This is a genomic window from Methanobrevibacter sp. UBA417, assembly GCF_002508845.1.
Classification (GTDB): domain Archaea; phylum Methanobacteriota; class Methanobacteria; order Methanobacteriales; family Methanobacteriaceae; genus Methanobrevibacter_A; species Methanobrevibacter_A acididurans.
This window is the reverse complement of record NZ_DAZC01000027.1, coordinates 91,205-110,906: the sequence shown is the minus strand read 5'-3', so window position 1 is coordinate 110,906 and position 19,702 is coordinate 91,205. Positions and strand designations below refer to the sequence as shown.

Below are 19,702 nucleotides of genomic sequence, written 5' to 3'. Positions count from 1 at the left end.
TTTGAAAATGAGTTTTTTCCAATATTTTTTTTATTTTTCTAAGAATTTTTTTATTTTTTTATTTTTTAATGAGTATTTTATCCATTGATTTTTTTATTTTTCTAAAAATTTGTCAATTTGTATAAAATAGAATAGTATAAAAGTTATGAAACTATACATAATATTAAATAATTAAATTATACTGAATATTTTTTAATTATTAATTTTAATAACATAAATTCAAATGGAGGATATTATGTCATACGTTGATGAGGTAATTAGCCGTACAATAAAAGAAAATCCTAGTGAAGTGGAATTCCACCAAACTTTAAATGAAGTATTAAAATCAATTGAAGTAGTGGTAGATGAAAATGAAGATGCATACAGAAGAAATGCTGTATTAGAAAGATTAGTAAACCCTGAAAGACAAATAAAATTTAGAGTCCCTTGGGTAGATGATGAAGGTCAAGTACAAGTAAATACTGGATATCGTGTACAATTTAACAGTGCATTAGGACCTTATAAAGGAGGACTTCGTTTCCACCCTTCAGTAAACATAGGAATTATTAAATTTTTAGGATTTGAACAAATATTTAAAAATGCATTAACTCGCCTCCCAATAGGTGGAGGTAAAGGAGGATCTGACTTTGATCCTAAAGGAAAATCCGACAGAGAAGTTATGGCATTTTGTCAAAGTTTCATGACAGAAGTATACCGTCATATCGGAGATACTCAAGATGTACCTGCAGGAGATATTGGAGTAGGTGCAAGAGAAATAGGTTTCTTATTCGGTGAATACAAAAGAATCACAAAAAGATTTGAAGGAGTATTAACTGGAAAAGGATTATCATTCGGAGGTTCTTTAGCTAGAACAGAAGCTACAGGATATGGATTATTATATTTAACTAATGAAATGTTAAAAGCAAATGGTCAAAGTTTAGATGGTAAAACATTATCCGTATCAGGATCAGGTAATGTAGCAACATTTGCAATACAAAAAGCACAAGAATTAGGAGCTAATGTCGTATCTGCTTCAGATTCATCTGGATGGATTTATGATCCGGAAGGAATTGATCTTAAATTATTAAGAGAAATTAAAGAAATTAGACGTGGAAGAGTTAAAGAATATGCAGAAGAAAGAAAATCTGCTGAATACCACGAAGGTACAGGAGTATGGAGTATTAAAGCAGATGTAGCTTTACCATGTGCTACTCAAAATGAATTAAATCTTGATGATGCAAAAGCTTTAGTTGATAATGGTGTTTTCGCTGTAGCTGAAGGTGCAAACATGCCTACTACTTTAGATGCTACAAATTATTTACTAGATAATAACATATTATTCGCACCAGCAAAAGCTGCAAATGCAGGTGGAGTAGCTGTATCCGCACTTGAAATGAGTCAAAATGCTGAAAAATTACATTGGAGTTTTGAAGAAGTAGACAACTTACTTAAAAGAACAATGGTTAATATATTCTCAGACTTAGATTCTACATCAAAACAATATGATGCTGAAGGAAACTATGTATTAGGTGCAAATATTACAGGTTTCAAACGTGTTGTTGATGCAATGAATGCACAAGGAATCGTATAGAACCGTGCAACTTTTATATTTGATTGGATAAAAAGTAGTTCATGGAAGATTATAATGTTTATAATTCAGAATATTTTATCCAATTTATAGATGAACGAAATTTGTCAGAAGCTAGTAAAAAAAAATATTATTTTATTTTAAATAATTATACTAGCTATATGAACAAAACCCTTGAAACTTTAATTTCTGAAGCCGATGAAGAAGAAGAACAAAATATTCGACTCAATAAACGTAAAATTCGAACATATCTTATCGGTTTCAGAAAATATTGTATTAATAGGGAATTAGCAAAATCAACCATTGATACTAATTTTAATTGTGTTAAAACTTTTTATAAACAATTTGGTATAAGTATTCCTGATATACCTACTGTTTCAATACATAATGATAAAGATAATCTTGATTTTAAAGACCTCCCAGACATGCACGCTATTAGGACAGCTATTGAGGCAACTAAATCATCAAAACATAAGGCTCTTTTTTTATTTGCAGCATGTAGTGGCTCTGCTAGAACAGAATTAGCTAACTTTACTTTTGGACAATTTTTAGATGGATTGTCTTATTATTCTAATGGATTAAAAACACCTCAAGATATAATCGATGAATTTGATGGTAAATGTGAAGAATTAGAATTAATTCCTGTTTTTAAAATGGAAAGACAGAAAACTAATTATTCTTATTATACAGTTATCACTCCAGAATGTACTCAATTTATGATTAATTATTTAAAAACTGCTTTAAATTTAAAACCTGAAGATAGATTTTTTAATTTAACTCCATGGGGAATTAGTAGTGCCTTTAAAAGTATTAATAATAAATTTAATTGGGGAAGAAGAGGTAAATATGGATTTTTTTCTCCTCATAGGGTTCGAAAATTTAATGCCAGTGTTATTGAAGATACTGAATTTGGTAACTATATTCAAGGTAGAAAGCCGAATCAAATAAAAGAAATATATTTTAAGAAAAATAAGGAAACTGTTCGCGAGGGTTATAAAAAACACATGGCTAAGTTTGTCATATATTCTAATTATGATGTTCTAATTAACAGCGAGCAGGTGAATGAGTTAAAATCTGAATTACAAAAAAAAGATGATGAAATTACTCAATTACAAGAGCAATTAAAAACAGGATTTGAAGAACAAGACAAAAAAATTAAAGAAGTTGAATCTAAAATATCTAATGAAAATTTCGATAAACAAGAAATTTATAGTAATATTTTGTCATATTGTTTTTTACATGATTGTTCAGATGATACTTGGTTTATCAATAATCTCTATGATATTTGTATTAAAGAAAACAATAAGAGCAAATATTCTAAAGAGATAATTCCAGATATTGCAGCAAGAGTGAGAAATTATCAAAAACTTAACCCTGAAGCTAAAATAAACTATGATAAACAAATGGAAAAAAACATTAATAAATCTAAACAAGATATAGAAATTAAAAAACGAAATTTAGAATTAATGAAAGAAATTATTTTGGAATCAGATATTGATATATCAGATGTGACAATTGACCAAATAGAAATTTTATTATCAAATAGCTCTAAAAAAAATGGAATAATGGATAAAAAATCTATTAAAGAAATTATATCTGAAGTAATATTAAATGATGTATATGTGGATTATGAAGATATTATATAAAAATAATAAACATTTATTCTAAATTTTTTGTAATTATATTCTTCTCACATAACCATGCTAAAACAATATTTCGAATAATTTCAGAATCACTATTACCTAATGTTCCTTTGAATTTTCTAATAATATCTAACTGCTCTCCAGTTAATGATATATTTACTCTTTTATTTTCAGACATTTTATCATCTTTAATTTAATTCAATTTTGTTTATATTATCGCCAAGATATGTAGCTGTAACCCAACCATTTTCCATTTTAAAGACAATGAGGTAATCATCTTGTATTTCTATGGTAGATATATTACACAAGACACATTCTTCATTAATTTGAATGTCTGCTTCTCCAATATAATAAATGTTTTCGCCGGTTTTTTCTGCTTCAATTTTTCTTAACCATTCTTTAATTATATTCATTCATATCACCTGTTACACTTATGTTACATATATGTAACATATAGTATATAAATATTATGTTTAAAAATTATTTAAATTACACTCATTTATTTTATAAAGGATCTATAAAGTAATCTGTATCTATTTTTTTTAATTTTAATTCTTGGGTAGTTGAAACACCTACATCATATTGTATCATTAAGTTTGTTAATTTTTTACCATCAATTAGCACTATGTTGTAGGTACTGTTTTTTGCGAATTCTTTTGCACCTGTTGTGAAATCTGAAGTAGTTATGAATACTCCTTTGGTCGCTTTTTTTTCATCTAAAGCACCAGAAAAGCTATGTATTTCAGGTCGAGAAATCTTATTTTGATGTCGTTTTGCTTGGATATAAATTTTATTTAAACCTAATTTATCTTCATTAATTATGCCATCTATACCTTTATCGTTAGAATGTGGAGTGAGTGAACTAGAATTTTCATCTAAACCTCCATAGCCTATATTATTTAATAGATTCATTACTAATCTTTCAAAAAATTCAGGGGAATTATTTAATATTTGTTCATGTAATTCATCAGCTAACTCTTGATTAATTACTTCTATTTGTTGATTAATAATATCTTCTGGAGTATTATCTTCAATTGAATTTTTTTCAATTAACTCCTCTTTAACTTTAATATCTTTTTTTGAAGATTTATTTTTTCCTTGGCTAAATTCTTTAAATGAATCATATTGCATTAAAAATTTATTATCAATAAGGTCTAAATTTAATTTTAATACTCTTAAACCTTCAGTAGTTATTTTAACACACCCTATACCTGAACGATATAATAAACCTGCTCTTTTTAGATGTAATCTCGCCCAATCTGTTCTATCAACAACTTTGGGCCTATTACTTTTTATCATTTCTTTTTTATCTTCTTCTGTTAAATTTAAATATTTTATTACATATTCTACACTGTCTGCAAGTTTTTTTTCTTTCCCATCTTTACAACCTTCAAGAACAGGTAAGTAGAAGTATTTAAACATTGGAATTGTCATTTATTTTACTCCTTTAAATTAATTAGTGATAATATTCTTCTCACATAACCATGCAAGAGTAATATTTCTTATAATTTCAGAATCAGTATTTCCTAATGTTCCTTTAAATTTTCTAATAATTTCTAGTTGTTCATTAGATAGTGAAACATTAACTCTTTTATTTTCTGACATATTATCATCTTAATTTAATTCTATTTTATTTATAGCACTTTCAAGAAAAGTAGAAGTTGTCCAACCATTGTCCATTTTAAAAACAATTAAATATTCATCTTCTATTATTAGTTCAGAAATATTGCATAAAACACATTCATTATTAATTTGGATATCAGATTCACCTATATAAAATGTATTCTAGTTTGTTTCTTCAGCTTCAATTTTTGTTAACCATTCTTTGATAATACTCATTTTTAAAACTCCTTTAAAAATATTACAATTATGTTACATATATGTAACATATTACATATAAATATTTCCTTATATTTAGCATATAAAAAATATGTTATTTTCCAATTCTTAGGGTAAGATTAATAATTAATAAAATATATAATAATAAAAAAATAGAAATATTTTTTAATATATGTTATTTTTATTTAAAAATTATAATTAATTGGAGAAATGAATATGGATTCAAAACCAAATGTTATTGATTTATTTTGTGGGATAGGAGGATTTAGTAAAGGTTTTGAAATGGCTGGATTTAATATTGTTTGTGGTATTGATTTTTGGGACATTGCAATAGAAACTTTTGAAAGTAATCATAAAAACACTAATGGAACTTTAGCTGATTTAACTGAATTAGATGATAAATTTTTTGAAAAATATACTGGTAAAATTGATATTATTATTGCAGGACCTCCTTGTCAAGGATTTTCAATGTGTGGACAAAGAAAGATTGGAGATAAAAGAAATGAACTATTTAATGAGGTTATTAGGGCAGTTCGAATAATTAATCCTAAAATTGTAATTATTGAAAATGTAGTTGGTTTATTATCTATGAAAAATGCCAATGGAGAAAACGTTAAAGATTTAATTAATATTAAATTAAATGAATTAGGTTATTCAGTTAACTACAAAATATTAGATGCTTCTGATTATGGTGTTCCTCAAAAAAGAAAAAGAGTTTTTTTTATAGGTTCAAAAATTGGTGATGTGGAATTTCCTTTACCTTTAAAAAATAAAGTAACTGTGATGGATGCATTAAGTAACATACCTGATACTTCAGCTGAATTTTATAAAAAACCTGAAAATGATTTTCAAGTATTAATGTCTGGGGGTGAGTCAAAAATTTATAATCATGATGCAATGAAGCATAACAAAAAAGTTTTAAGAAGAATAGAAAATGTTCCACAGGGAGGTAATTGGAAAGATATTCCTCCAGAAATTTATGATGTTGGTGGAACTCATAGTAATAATTATAGGAGGTTAAACCCAAATAAACCATCTATTACAATTAAGCATGCTATTAAATCTATGATAATTCATCCCGTGTTTAACAGAGTAATTACTGCGCGTGAAGTTGCTAGATTGCAATCTATTCCAGATAGTTTTATTATTAAAGGAAATAAAACAGAGCAACACCAACAATTAGCAAATGCTGTACCTCCACTTTTAGGTTATGCATTAGCTAAAAGTGTTATATTTAGATTAAATAATCCTTCCCATAATAAAGCTGTAAAACAAGCAGATTTATATAATTTTAATACAGAAATTGAAGGTTAAAAAAAATGGTTCTGGACAAAGTAGAACGTCAATTAAATTTGACTGATTTTCAAATGAAAAATAAAAAGGAGATGGATAATGTTCCTTTTAAATTTATTGATTTATTTTCTGGAATAGGTGGATTTCGATTAGCTTTTGAATCTGTAGGTGGTGTTTGTGTTTTTAGTTCAGATATTGATAAGTGGGCTAATGAAACATATTTTTTAAATTTTAATGTGCATCCTAAGGGGGATATAACTAAGATTCCAGCTGAAAATATTCCGGATCATGATATTTTATGTGCAGGTTTTCCATGTCAACCGTTTAGTATTGGAGGATATAGGAAAGGATTTTGTGATACTAGGGGAACTTTATTTTTTGAAGTTGAAAGAATTTTAAAGTCTAAAATGCCAAAAGCATTTTTATTAGAAAATGTTAAAGGGTTAGTTAATCATGATAAAGGTAGAACATTTAAAGTTATTAAAAATTCTTTAAAAAATTTGGGTTACACAATTTTTTATAAAGTTTTAAATTCTAAAGATTTTGGTATTCCTCAGAACAGAGAAAGAATTTATATAGTGGGATTTAAAAATAAAGTTTCTTCTTTTGATTTTCCAGCACCAATATTATCAAAAAGTAATATTAATGATTTACTTGAAAATGGAGTAAAAGGTTATGATTTATCTGAAATTGCTTCCAATCATTTAAAGAAACATTACGCTAATTATGTGGCTAAAAATAAAGTTAATAAAAATTTTCCAATATTTGCTACAGAAATACGTCCGTCTAGATGTTCAATGCGAAATGATGGATATTCTCCTTGTTTAACTGCTAAAATGGGTACTGGAGGTAATAATGTTCCTGTTTTAGTTAGAGAAAATAGAAAGTTAACTGTCCGTGAGTGTTTAAGACTTCAGGGATTTCCAGAGTCATTTAAAATGAAAGAAAATTATTCACAAAGTTATAAACAAATTGGGAATAGTGTTTCAGTTCCTGTAGTTAGATTGATAGCTAAAGAAATGATTAAATATTTAATTTAATTATTTTGGTTTTATAACGATAGTATAAGTTCCTTTACTTCTTCCCGATCCTGTTGTAACTCTAAAAGGAATCTTACATGAATCTTTCAATATTTCATTTTCATATAAATAATGCACTGTGAAAGGTTCTTCAAAATTTCCAATTCCCTGAAAAATAAAATCGGAAATTTCTTTATTATTTATTATTTTTTCTTCAATTAAATTATTAGAAAAATTCTTTATTATTTTAGTAGTTTCCAAATCGAGAAGACTATTATTTGGTAAATCCAAACCTTTATTCTCAAAAAATTCATTAAATCTTTTTGTATTAGAATTCCAGCCCTGAATAATTGCATTATTTTTTATCAAATCTTTTTCTTTTAAACAATAAATTGAAGCCCCAGCACCTAATTCATATGCCCCAAAAACTTTTTTAAATGTATTCGGACCCATTTTAGTTATCTGATATTTTTTTGAAGTTTTTAATTTTACAGAAATTCCTGTTTCCTGTTTTGGAATTAAATTAAAAGGTTTTATATCATCTTCATTTAAATAAAAATTTTTATCATTTAAAATTTCTTCAGAAATGTTACCTTTAGCTATATGAATATCTGCTTTAGGCATTACTTTTTTTTGATTTATTTTTCCAAATTTTTGGTATTTTACATGTACAGCATAATGATTTTCAGGATTTAAATTTAATGTATTCCACATTTGAAGATTATCTTTTTTATTTAATGTTTTAACTAGATTAATTTCTTCTTGAGTTCCTTCTTTTGTTCCTCTATTCCTCATTTTTAACACATCTTAGATATTATTTTTAAATCAGAACCAACGGAGCTCCATTTTAACTGGATAACACCTCTTTTCTTTTCTGATTTATTTCCTCCATTTATATTACGATTCCAAGCTTGAAAAGTTAATCTTCCAACGGGAAGTGGAGATGTTCTTTTTTCATTTTCATCATTAGATAACCAATCAAGTGCTGCATTTGATTCAACTATTATTCCTTTTTCAGGAGTTCCATAATATAAAAAATCTGGAGAAGATTCACTTTTTGCTCCATCAATTAAAAATCTTTTTATTAAATCTCTTTTGTTTTTATGAAAAAAATTTTTAATATTTAATATTTTTTCAGGATATTTATTTTTGAATTCTTTAGAACTTAATCTATCTGATATTTGTCCAGTACCATTTAATGTTTCGTCTCCCCAAATAAAAAATCGGATATCATTTGCTAATTTTTCATTTATATCATATTTTTCTTTTAGAAATGTTATAAATTCTTCAAGTTTCTCTTGATGTACACTATTTCCTGTTCCTTTTTTTATACTTATGTTATACTCCTTATTTTCGATTTTTATTATCATGTCTGTTTTATTTATTCCGGCTTTTCCAAAAGCTTTAATGGTCGATTTTGGAGTAATATTTTTTGGATCAATATATTTTATTACATTTTGTAAATTCTGATTTAAGTCAACAACTTTTTTGTTGTTAAGTTCCTCAATAAGTAAAATCTCATTTTTAAAACCATCTTTTCCCATAGTATCATCTTACTAAACTGTTAAACATTTAATTTAATAAGAATTAATGTACATTAGATACATTAAATGTTAAATGTACATAAAAAATAATATTATTATGGAAGACAATATAGTAAAAGTAAGAGGGAGACATGGAACTAAATCTTTGGATATTACAATTCCTGTAAAAATAAGCGAAAAATATGATATTAAACCTGGAGATTTATTTAAAGTTGTTGCCAAAAAAGAAAAAAATGGAACTAAAATAGTATATTCATTAATTTATAAAAGTAATCGATAAAAAATTATAACTAATTTTTTTCATTTAAAAGTGAGACACCTGAAAAATTTGTAAATTAAATTTACAGCACCTAAAAACTGTGATTATTTTTTATTTCACGTGCTTATTCTGTTAGTTTTAGATAATTGAGTTTTATTTTGAAATTTTAGCTATTTTGTAGGTTAGTTGGTGTTTTTTCTGTTTTTGTATGGTTTAATGTTTCTTAGGTTTTATTATTTTGTATTTAGTAATATAATTTTATGCAAAAGGAAAATAAAAATTCTGAAAATCAAAAGGAAAGTAATAAAAAAAATAGTAAGGGTAATAACTTAACACCAAATCATAAGGAAAATTTTATTGAAAAAAGTGCGTAAGTTTTAATTTTTAATTTTATTTTTTTTAATAAATAATTTATAAAGTAAATAAAAAATTTAATGTTTATTCTTAATTTTAGGAAGATGGAATACTAGTACTCCTGTTTTAATTTCTCTACATTCATCATCATTTAAATGGAATATAAAATTAAACCATGATTCTGTTGTCTTTTTTTCTTCTCTTACAAAGTTTTGATGTTTTTTTGTAATTTCTGATATTTTCTTTAAAATAGTTGTAATTTCATTAGTCTCAACAAATATTATAAGTGCAGTTTTAGAATCTCTCCAAGTTAAATAGTTTAATAGTTGCGTTATCCCATCTAAATATTTTCTTTCACCATGCCATATTTTACATTCTGCAATAAAAACGTTATGGTTTTCATATTTAAATAGTATGTCTGTCTTTCCTGTTTTGTTAAAACTTTCTCCTGTAATTGATAACTCATATTGAGGGACTAATATTAAGAAAATAAAGTCTCTTAAATCTTCTTCATCTTTTCCAATATATATGCTTGGATATTTTTCAAATGTTTTCCCTGCTATATTTATTGTTTTTAATATTTCTTTATAAGTTTTGTCATCTATTGTTGGTTCTGGTTCATATGTTTTGGTAGAAGCTTTAGGTTTTACTGTAATTTTTTTTCTAGTTTTTGGGGGGATTATAGCAAATGTGTTAGAATCTTCATTTCTTTCTATGGGTATTTTTAGTTTTGCTAGTTTATTTCTTCTATTAATGATATTCTTTTTTCTAGCCTCAAAAAATATTTCTGTATTTTTTTTTACTTCTTCATTATATTTATTTACTTGTTGAGATGAATTTTCACAAACGAATTTTAAATATTCTTCTGTGTTATGAATTTCATTTTCTAGGGATTTTTTATTATTCAAATCATTATATAAGGTTATTTGAAGATTATCTTCTTTTAAAAAACCTGTAGGGGGGTTTAATCTAGAAGTATTAGGTTTTTGTTTTAGTAAATTTTTATCTCCTGTAACTGGTATTTTTAAATAATATTGAGGGTTGTAAGTATCTTGATTATCTATTATTGTTTTATTTTCAAAGTGTAGTTGAATAGGGTCTAATGTGTATGTTCCTACTAGATATTGAATATATTCTTTTTTATTAATGTTTAGAATATATTTTTCCGTTTCATTTTTTACTTTTTCTTTTAATTCTGTTTCAAGATTTTCTAGATATTCTCTTAAATTTCCCTCTGAAAAAATGTTGAATTCACCGTACATATTTATTCTTTATTATTTTTCTTGTTAATATATTCTAATATAATATATATTTTTAGTTTTATTTAGAAGTTTGGAAATTTTAGCTATTTTAAGGTTTTTGGTGTTGCTTTACTGTTTTTTGGATTAATGTTTTTTTAATAGTTTAGTATTTGTTAAAACTATGTTTTTTTTGGATCAAAAAATCTTATGCCGGATAATCCGGATAATCATTAACTTATTGAGTTTAATTAAAATTAAATAAAAAAAATTTAAAAAAAATCAGGTCAAATAAAAAAAGTTCATATTACTCGGATTTTCCGGCGTCTCATAATATGATCACATATTTTCTTGCCAGTTATTATATGTTTTTTTCCATTCTTCATTGATTTTAATATGTTTATATACTGTTGTGCGTTGTTCTACACCATTTTTATCTTTATACCGTTTTTCACCTTTTTGAAACATATTATAATCCATAGTTGCAGATATTTGTTTTTTACTAGGCAATCTGTTAGTATTCAAAATTATATTTTCATTTCGTGCATAGTCATACCAATGCATTAATTCTAATTCAGCTTCATCTACTGGTAAAAATTTTTCAGATTTAAAATTTTTTACATCTTCATCTAATGTTAAATCAAAAATTTGTTTTATGGCCGTGTTTAGTGGGTTTGAATTCTTACTCCATTCATTTTGCATAAAATTTTCAGTAGCATTGTCAATTATGGGTTTATCTCTTGTTTCTTGGTATTTTGTTATTGCAGTATAAATTAGCCATTCTATCTGCTTATCCATTTTACCAACTATTATGTCTGTTTGAAAACTTTTACGTTTTTCATTATTTTTTATAGGATTATCTGCAATTATCAGTAATAATCGTCTTTCAAAACCTTCTTCATTCATAATAGGTAATGAGTTACCACATCCAAAAATTCGTGGTGTGTTATATAATGTTAGTTTTATACGTTCGTTTTCACCTTTTTTTTCTACTTCACCACCATTACCCGTAGTAAAACTTTTTAAGTTTCCAATATTTTTTAGTGTTCCCGATTGAATATCATCATCTATATTTATATCTTTATCAACGGCAGGATATAGAGCAAATCTTTCACTTTTAACTATTGTGGGTAATGATAATTCAGAAAACTCAAATATATGTTTTAATAAAGTCATTATGGTACTTTTCCCAGTTCCTGAACGACCAACTAATATTACCATTTTTTCAATTTCATTAGTGGACATGAATACACAACCTACAGATTTAAGAAAAGTATCTTTATTATCTTCAAATCCAATTTTATCTGTTTTTAATCTGTCATCTATCATTTTTTGGATTTCTCCACCCTCTGCATCAGGTTCCCAGTTAAATGGTATTTTCATTTTAGGTATTTTATCTTGTCCATACCAATTCTCTTTAAACTTTATTTTATTATCGTTTGTAAATAGTGTACCATTTGTGAATTCTATACGCTCATAATCTTTTTCAATTAAATGTGTTATTAGTGGAAATACTTGTTGGCAGGTTGTTTTACTAATATTGTTATATTCAAACTCTTGATTACAAAATTTCATAATCTCATAAACATCAATTTCAGTTAATGATTCCTTATCATCAAGTTCATAATACTTTAAAGATTCATAAGCATAGAATAACTTTTTTTTACTATTAATATAATCAGCGAGTAAATTATAACTTGGCTGCTTGTTATTTTCTATTGCTAAAAATATTTTATCTTTTAAAGTTTTTTCACTATTTTTTACTAAATCTTGTACATTTTGATGGTCTTGAGGATTTAAATGCTCTTTTAATGCTATCCATCCACTAACTTCCTTAACAGATTTATTATATGTTTGTGTAACATTTATAGCTCTACTATCTAATTCTTCATCATCTTCAAATACTTTATTAATGATTCTTGATGTTTGGGCTTGTGTGTAATTATTTTTATAAAGGTAACCTGCTATTGCTAGGGCAAAATTGTTTCTTGAGCCTTCACGATAGTTTTTACGAAAAATCTTAATCAATTTATTCTCATCATTTTCAGCTTTTTTAATAGGTGTTTTTAAAAATCCTGATTCTTTTATTTGATTAATAATTTTATTTAGTATATCATCAGAATTTTTAACAATCATAATATTGTCTGGTGATTTTGGGCATTTTTTATAATATTCTTTTATATATTCATCATCATTATTTTTGGAATATCTAAAATTTGCAACTACATACTTACCTTTTTTATCAAGGTTTGTATTTGTTTGATAATCTAAATTAAAATGTGGTTGTGTTGCTTGTGGTTTTTCCTCAGATAACAAATAAATATGATAACCCCCACTAGGTGTTTGGTGTGTTACAGTTTGTGGTATTAAATCTTTAGTAGCATCTAACATAGCTTTCATTGGAATATCATCATCATTTTTTGGCATATCTAAATCTATAACAGCTAAATAATATTTCAATGAGGGTATATAACTGCAAATAACTCCAGAACCATAATATTTATCATTATAACTTTTATATCCCTTAGGTTGTTTGTTCCAAGAAATTGCAGGTACTTTGCCATTTTTTATAGTAGGTTCATAAAATTTCTTATTTTGTTTTTTTAATTGATTTTTATAATTTTCTTTTTCATGATCTGTTTTTTTATTCCAATTATTAAATCGCGTCTCACTTTTGTTAATTTCTTCTGGTGACGCAAGTGCAACTGTTGATGCTACTTGTAATACTTTATCAAAAGGAATATTATTAGGTGACATTATTTATCACCTAAGTATTCGCGTCCAACTAAAAATATAGTATCATCTATGGCTTTTAATTGTTCAATTATTTTTTTTAGTAATTCATTTTGTTCTTCAACTAATTTTTCATTATTCATTTAACTCACCTCTTTCATTTAAATCATTAAGTGCTTTTTGAATAAGTATGCGAATAATTGCAGATTTACTTATGGATAAATTATTATAAGTTAATTCATTAATTATATCTAATTGTTCCAAACTGACACCAAATGTGATTTGTACATAGTTACTCGTCAATGGTAATGGTTGTATAAAATCTATAGTTTCATTATTCGCTAAATAATAATTAAAAATCAAATCACGAACAACTTCACTTTTATTGCATTTATTTTCTTTCATTAATTTTAATAATTGTTTATCTTCACTTGCAGTTATGCGAGTAGTTAAATTATTATTAAAGTAATTATCTTTTATTTTAGTCATACATGTGTGTATAAATTTTGTAGTATATAAAGAACAGAATTTTTTAAACTTATTAATGATTAAAATAACAATTAAAATCTCATGCTGAGACAAAAAATAAATTAATAAATCATTGATCCAGTTTTCAAAACAACTCAGAATTATTTATGAATCTAAGTTATTTTTTAAGTTGCAATAAATCTAAATCAAAAATAAAATATCATTGCTTTATATTAAAGTATTGATAAATTATTTTATATGTTATAATATAAACTATGATTTTAATCAACTGTTATTTTTATAATTTTTATCATGTTTATGTAAATGTGTTTTTTTAGCTCTTCCTAAACATCAATCTAATCTAAAAAAGTTTTTGCATTGAAAATAAAATTAATTAATTTTCTATTTTTTTAAATAAAAAAAGAAGAGATAATTTTTAGGAATTTTATTCTAGATTGCTATTTTGACTTTCAATATAATTTAATTTAAATATTACTTATTTAATATATAATATTATTTTTGCTCAAAAAGTTGCATGGTTTAGTATAATTCTTGCACAAGGAATCGTTTAAACACAATTTATATTTAGGTGAACATATAATCTTTTGTTCACCACTCACTTTTTTTATTAAAAAAATTGTTTTAACTTTAATAATTCATTACTTATATTAATGAAACAATTTTTTATTAGATAGATTAAATTTAAAAAATTTAATATTTTCAAAATTAAAATAATTATATAATTTAATTAACATTAATGTTTAGCTTTTTTCTATGTTCTTTTTTATGATTTGTAGAACAAAATTACTTAATTTTTATTTTTAACAAATATTTTATTATAAAGTTAGTATTTTTTGAATTTTTGTATTGTTCGTTAAAAATTTCATTAATTTTAAAAAAAGAATTTGTATAATTTTAAATTTTTAACGTTCAATATAGTTCCCCACGTGCTTTAGTTTATTAAAAAAATACAATAAAAATTAAACATAATTATTATGTTGTTTAATTTTTAAATCGTATTACATTACTTTATATACTACTTTTTCCTTATGTATATACAAAGTTAAATAAAAACTTTAATTCATTGTTAGTTTAAAAATTTTGAAAAAATAAAAGGAAGAATAAAATGAAGCAAGGATATTACTTTACTGGAAATGAAACTTTTAAAATTAACCCAAATATGATAAATGAAATAAAACAAGATTACATAAATGGAAAAGAAACCAAATCTTTACTATTTAAAAAATATTATCGAAAATACAATATTGATCGATTTACTTTTATAAATATAATCGAAGATATTAATCAAGAATTAGGAATAAATAAAAGAGTATCTATTAATAAAAAAGCCATTAAATTAATGGATTCTAAAATGGGAATGAATCAAAAACCTAATTATTATAATCCGTCCAATTTTAACAAAAAATATTAAAAATAAATAAATTTCAAGAAATAAAAAAAAGTAAAAAATAGTAAGTAAAAAATTATTAAATTTATAATTTACTTACTTTTATTAAGGATTCTACAGGAACTCCTTCTACTTCTGAAAGGCCTGCTTTATCAATTAATACAGTACAAGCAATTGGTTCAGCACCATGGTCTCTAACTGAATTAATCACTTCTCTCATAGTTTTACCACTAGTGATGACATCATCAACTATAACAACCTTTTTTCCTTCAACAGATCCGAAATTGTTACTTATAGCTCCTTCACCGTCTCCGTTGTTATCTACTTTTTTGTGTTTATTTGGATGATATACTGCTAATGATGTTTTTTTACATGCCATATCTTCTATAAAATCTGCCATTAAAACTGAAAATGGTATACCACTAATAGCTACTCCAATAACAGTATCAATTTCACCATGAGTCATTGCCATATCACCTAATGCTGCAGATATATATTTAAGTCGTGATGAACTTGCACCTAAGCTTTTCCAATTTATAGCAAAATCTGCTGGTTGTTTTATTTCTTTTTTTTCGTCAGCTTTTTGGAGAGTCAACCATCTTGCAGTATCCATAGAAACATTAAGTTCATCTGCAATTTCCCCAGTAGTGAATCCATGGCTTCTAAGTTCACTAGCTCTTTTTATAAGTTTTGTATTCATCGAATCACTAAGTTAAACTTTTATTTATGATAAATTTAAATTTTATCTAATGGTATTGGTATGTGTTCTTTAGAAGATTTATTTGCAGCTAAAACCATTCTAAGTGCGTTAAGACCATCTTCACCAGTTATTACTGGTTTTTCATTATTAACAACACATTCTAAAAAGGAACTTAATTCCTCTTTTAAGGGTTCTTCGTGTTTTATTTGGATGTCTTGAGCAAATTTACCATGAACATCAATACTTTGATCGATATAATCTACTGAGATAATACCATCAGTTCCTGTAATTTCAATTTGTCGACGTTTGTAAGGTGTTAACCAATTTACTTCTAATATTCCAGTTACATCTTCAAAATTTACCATGATTTCAGCATGGTCTTCATATTCACATTTATCAAGAATACTTCCCATAGTTGCATAAACTTGTGATACTTCTTCATCAAATAAGTAATACATTACATCTAAATCATGTATAGCTAAGTCTATTGCTACTCCTACATCTTTTATTCTTGGTGGGAATGGTCCTACTCTTTTAGCAGATGCAGATACTACATCTCCAATTACATCATTTTCAATTAATTCTTTAGCTTTTTGTACTGCTGGATTAAATCTTTCAACATGTCCAGTACTTAATATAACCCCTTTTTCTTTTGCAGCTTTAATCATTCCTTCTGCTTCTTCTTCAGTGAATGCAATTGGTTTTTCTACTAAAACATGTTTTCCATGTTCTATAGCTTTCATAACCACATTATAATGATGTGTGGTTGGTACACAAACACTAACAACTTCAATTTCAGGATCATTTAATAAGTCTTCAATATCATTATAACCTTTGGTATCATATTTTTTACACACTTTCTTTAAGGTTCGTTCACTAACATCTGATACAGCTACAAGATTTGCATTTTCTAGTCTGTAATATACACGGGCATGGTTATAACCCATTGCTCCAACACCAATAACTCCTACATTAACAGTTCTCACAATCATTTCCTCCAAATTTTTTTTTAAAAAATTTTGAATAATAAAATTTTTAAGTATCTTTGACTAAAATTTTTAACTTAAATATTATATTAATATATAAATATATGTTCTATATTAAATTAACCATTCATCCATTATACTTTTTATTTATTTAAATAATTTAATATGTTCAGTTTATACTAAGTTTTTTTAACATTATCCCTATATTTAAAAAAATTAAATGTATTCTATCATTTCTCGACCAATTTTAACCCCTATTTCTTTCGCATCTTTAATAGAACCACTAACAGAAGATTTATATAATGTATCCCCTTTTTTATCTAATAATATAGAATTAAGTACTAATTCATTATTTTTCATTGAAGCTATAGCTCCTAATGGCCATTGACATCCTACACCTACTTCTTCAAGGATAGTTTTTTCAGATAACACTTGTTGGAAACTAATATAATCATTTAACTTTTGAATTATTTCCTTTTTGTCTGAATCTTTTCTTGCAATAATAGCAATTGCTCCTTGTCCTGCTGCAGGATAAATGTAATCTGTTGGAAATACCTTTTTAATATATTTAGTTAAACCTAAACGTTTTAATCCAGCTTCAGCCATTATTGTAGCATTAACTTCTCCTTTTAATACTTTTTGAATACGAGTTTCAATATTACCTCGAAGAGGTTTTAATTTAAAACCTTTATTATAATGGTTACAGAAAGCTTCTCTTCTTAAACTACTACTTCCTAATGTGCAACCATCTGATAAATCTTCCCAATTATACTGAGAAATTAAAACTTCATTAGGAGATTCTCTTGAGGGTATGGCAATTATTTCAAGATCCTCATCTAATTCAGTAGGGACATCTTTAAGACTATGGACTGCAAAATCTACTTCTTCTTCTAATACTACTTTGTCTAACTCTTTAGTGAATAAACCTTTAGAATCCATATTATACAATTGAGAATTAGTAATTTTATCTCCCTTAGTTTTTATAATTTTAATTTTAATTTCTTCATTACTTATCTTAGATAATGAGTTATTAATTTCTTCAGTTTGTGCAAGAGCTAATTTGCTTCCTCTAGTTCCAATTATCATCTAATTTCGCCTAAATTTTTATTTTTTTTTTTTTTTTTTAATTAATCATATAATATTTATCTTTTATTTAAATCAGAATATTTTGAACGATAAATTAACAAAATATTCTTTTTATTCTTAACAACTAAATCAATAGCATCTTTAAAATTTTCAAAATAAGGAATTTCAACTTCCATCTCATTTTTTAAATTCCATCCTAATTCATCAGTTAAGATTAAATCAATACTATCTTTATCAATTTTAACTTTTAATAATTTTATTAATTCTGTTTCATTAATTTCCTCACAAGTTATACCATATTTTCCACCAAGGATAACTACATAATTATCCATATTTTTAATCATATCCATAGAAATTTTTATAGATTCAACATTTAACCCAGGATTAACTTCCTCAATAATCACTTGATTATTAATCTCCCTTTTTGAAGTTCTTCCAGGTATTCCATTAAATTTTTTTAAACCATTTTTAATATCTTCATATTTAATATCTAAAGATAAACAAGATGTTATGGCACATAAAACATTTGAAACATTATGTTTTCCTGGTGCAAATGTTTGAACTTCTAAATTTCCATCAATTTGGTTTCCACTAATTGTTTTCAAATCTTTAAATTCGATGTTTATTATGGTATTGTCTAAAGAATATTTTATATTTTTTATTTTAACTGTGGCATTATCATTTTTTGGATTAGTTGAAAAGGAATTAATCTTTTCACTAAATTTTTCTAATTCTTCAGGATAATATTTTTTTAAAGTTTCATATTCAATAGTAATTAATTTACAATCAAATACTTGTTTTTTAGCTTCTCTAGCGTTAGATGTATTTTTAGCAATAGAATAATTTTCCACTAAATTTGTTAATATACCAATATCTCCTAATCCAGAAACACCCAATGAACTTTCAATAATAACAGATTCATAATTAAATTTTAGATCGTTTTTTTCATCAAATTCAAAATTACATGGAGGATTAACTATTTTTTTACTTAATTTTATTGTTTCAATCATACTTGCAGGAGTTATACTAATATCGTTTTTTAGAATAACTTTCTTATCACCATTAAATATGAATGCTCCAAGACTAGAAAGTAATAATAATTTTTGTTTATATTCTGTTAAAATTTCTTTAAGAATGAAAGCAGTACTAGTTTTTCCTTTCACTCCAGTAATCTCAATAAGTGGAATTTTTTCTTTTTTCCGTTTTTTATTCCAATTTTCTAAAATTAATTTCACTGCTTGATGATGAGTTAAAAAAATATAATTATTATTACTATTATTTTCACCGATAATTTCAGTTTTATTTAATGGGCAATGTATTGGGGAAATAATGAAAAATTTTTCATTTGAGTCAATATTTTTGTTAATTTTTTTAAATTCTTCTAAATTTTTTAGTAATATTATATTATTAGATTCAATTTGAAATTTTTCATTTTCATTTAATGTATTATAAATATCATAAGCATAAATTTCACTAAAGCCTAGATTAGACAATTCTATGCTAATTGTAATTCCACCATGTGTTAAATCTATTACTAGTGCTTTCATTATAATTCAACCAAATTT

19 protein-coding genes are annotated in these 19,702 nt (G+C 25.3%); 6 read left to right on the top strand and 13 right to left on the bottom strand.

Annotated features, from left to right (window positions below; translation table 11 throughout):
- The first annotated feature begins 235 nt into the window (after positions 1–235).
- Both gdhA and BP769_RS05095 read left to right on the top strand, forming a co-directional pair.
- On the top strand, positions 236–1,570 hold the full coding sequence (gdhA, locus tag BP769_RS05100; RefSeq protein WP_409198650.1) for an NADP-specific glutamate dehydrogenase: 1,335 nt from the start codon (positions 236–238) through the stop codon (positions 1,568–1,570).
- 41 nt (positions 1,571–1,611) lie between these two features.
- Positions 1,612–3,213, top strand: a complete 1,602-nt coding sequence (locus BP769_RS05095; RefSeq protein ID WP_413862199.1) for a hypothetical protein — start codon at positions 1,612–1,614, stop codon at positions 3,211–3,213.
- A gap of 13 nt (positions 3,214–3,226) precedes the next feature.
- On the opposite strand, the gene BP769_RS05090 is transcribed toward BP769_RS05095, so the two are convergent.
- From BP769_RS05090 to BP769_RS05075, 4 genes are all read right to left on the bottom strand, one after another.
- Positions 3,227–3,388 carry a CopG family transcriptional regulator gene (locus BP769_RS05090; protein ID WP_413862197.1) on the bottom strand — a complete coding sequence of 54 codons (162 nt, stop codon included), beginning with the start codon at positions 3,386–3,388 and terminating at the stop codon, positions 3,227–3,229.
- A 10-nt stretch (positions 3,389–3,398) separates the two neighbouring features.
- On the bottom strand, positions 3,399–3,623 hold the full coding sequence (locus BP769_RS05085; RefSeq protein WP_413862196.1) for a hypothetical protein: 225 nt from the start codon (positions 3,621–3,623) through the stop codon (positions 3,399–3,401).
- Positions 3,624–3,714: 91 nt separating this feature from the next.
- Positions 3,715–4,644: a restriction endonuclease gene (locus BP769_RS05080; RefSeq protein ID WP_413862195.1), complete on the bottom strand. Its 930-nt coding sequence runs from the start codon at positions 4,642–4,644 to the stop codon at positions 3,715–3,717.
- Positions 4,645–4,662: 18 nt separating this feature from the next.
- Complete coding sequence (locus BP769_RS05075; protein ID WP_413862193.1) at positions 4,663–4,815, bottom strand: CopG family transcriptional regulator; 153 nt, start codon at positions 4,813–4,815, stop codon at positions 4,663–4,665.
- A 450-nt stretch (positions 4,816–5,265) separates the two neighbouring features.
- Here BP769_RS05075 and BP769_RS05070 point away from each other — a divergent pair, with 450 nt between their 5' ends.
- Both BP769_RS05070 and BP769_RS05065 read left to right on the top strand, forming a co-directional pair.
- Positions 5,266–6,363, top strand: a complete 1,098-nt coding sequence (locus BP769_RS05070) for a DNA cytosine methyltransferase (RefSeq protein ID WP_413862191.1) — start codon at positions 5,266–5,268, stop codon at positions 6,361–6,363.
- A gap of 5 nt (positions 6,364–6,368) precedes the next feature.
- Positions 6,369–7,382 (top strand): DNA cytosine methyltransferase, encoded by a 1,014-nt coding sequence (locus tag BP769_RS05065; protein ID WP_413862189.1) that lies wholly within the window; start codon positions 6,369–6,371, stop codon positions 7,380–7,382.
- Here the strand turns inward: BP769_RS05065 and BP769_RS05060 are convergent, their stop codons facing one another.
- Both BP769_RS05060 and BP769_RS05055 read right to left on the bottom strand, forming a co-directional pair.
- On the bottom strand, positions 7,383–8,156 hold the full coding sequence (locus BP769_RS05060; protein ID WP_413862187.1) for a hypothetical protein: 774 nt from the start codon (positions 8,154–8,156) through the stop codon (positions 7,383–7,385).
- A 2-nt stretch (positions 8,157–8,158) separates the two neighbouring features.
- Positions 8,159–8,905 (bottom strand): hypothetical protein, encoded by a 747-nt coding sequence (locus tag BP769_RS05055; protein ID WP_413862185.1) that lies wholly within the window; start codon positions 8,903–8,905, stop codon positions 8,159–8,161.
- Positions 8,906–9,002: 97 nt separating this feature from the next.
- On the opposite strand from BP769_RS05055, the gene BP769_RS05050 reads away from it, so the two are divergent.
- Complete coding sequence (locus tag BP769_RS05050; protein WP_413862183.1) at positions 9,003–9,185, top strand: hypothetical protein; 183 nt, start codon at positions 9,003–9,005, stop codon at positions 9,183–9,185.
- A gap of 410 nt (positions 9,186–9,595) precedes the next feature.
- Here BP769_RS05050 and BP769_RS05045 read toward each other — a convergent pair whose 3' ends face one another.
- The 3 genes from BP769_RS05045 to BP769_RS05035 form a co-directional block, all read right to left on the bottom strand.
- The gene (locus BP769_RS05045; RefSeq protein ID WP_413862181.1) at positions 9,596–10,780 is read right to left on the bottom strand and encodes a hypothetical protein; all 1,185 of its coding nucleotides are present in this window, start codon (positions 10,778–10,780) and stop codon (positions 9,596–9,598) included.
- Between the two features lie 315 nt (positions 10,781–11,095).
- Entirely contained in the window at positions 11,096–13,513 is a 2,418-nt protein-coding gene (locus tag BP769_RS05040; protein ID WP_413862179.1) for a DUF5906 domain-containing protein, read from the bottom strand.
- A gap of 111 nt (positions 13,514–13,624) precedes the next feature.
- Complete coding sequence (locus BP769_RS05035; RefSeq protein ID WP_413862177.1) at positions 13,625–13,978, bottom strand: hypothetical protein; 354 nt, start codon at positions 13,976–13,978, stop codon at positions 13,625–13,627.
- Positions 13,979–15,083: 1,105 nt separating this feature from the next.
- Between BP769_RS05035 and BP769_RS05030 the strand changes: the two genes are divergently transcribed.
- Complete coding sequence (locus tag BP769_RS05030) at positions 15,084–15,389, top strand: hypothetical protein (RefSeq protein WP_409198651.1); 306 nt, start codon at positions 15,084–15,086, stop codon at positions 15,387–15,389.
- 61 nt (positions 15,390–15,450) lie between these two features.
- Here BP769_RS05030 and BP769_RS05025 read toward each other — a convergent pair whose 3' ends face one another.
- From BP769_RS05025 to cfbE, 4 genes are all read right to left on the bottom strand, one after another.
- Complete coding sequence (locus BP769_RS05025) at positions 15,451–16,065, bottom strand: orotate phosphoribosyltransferase-like protein (protein ID WP_409198652.1); 615 nt, start codon at positions 16,063–16,065, stop codon at positions 15,451–15,453.
- A 35-nt stretch (positions 16,066–16,100) separates the two neighbouring features.
- Positions 16,101–17,051 carry a Gfo/Idh/MocA family protein gene (locus tag BP769_RS05020; RefSeq protein WP_409198653.1) on the bottom strand — a complete coding sequence of 317 codons (951 nt, stop codon included), beginning with the start codon at positions 17,049–17,051 and terminating at the stop codon, positions 16,101–16,103.
- Between the two features lie 216 nt (positions 17,052–17,267).
- Positions 17,268–18,137 carry a hydroxymethylbilane synthase gene (gene hemC / locus BP769_RS05015; protein WP_409198654.1) on the bottom strand — a complete coding sequence of 290 codons (870 nt, stop codon included), beginning with the start codon at positions 18,135–18,137 and terminating at the stop codon, positions 17,268–17,270.
- Between the two features lie 56 nt (positions 18,138–18,193).
- The gene (gene cfbE, locus BP769_RS05010) at positions 18,194–19,684 is read right to left on the bottom strand and encodes a coenzyme F430 synthase (protein ID WP_409198655.1); all 1,491 of its coding nucleotides are present in this window, start codon (positions 19,682–19,684) and stop codon (positions 18,194–18,196) included.
- Between the last annotated feature and the right edge of the window lie 18 nt (positions 19,685–19,702).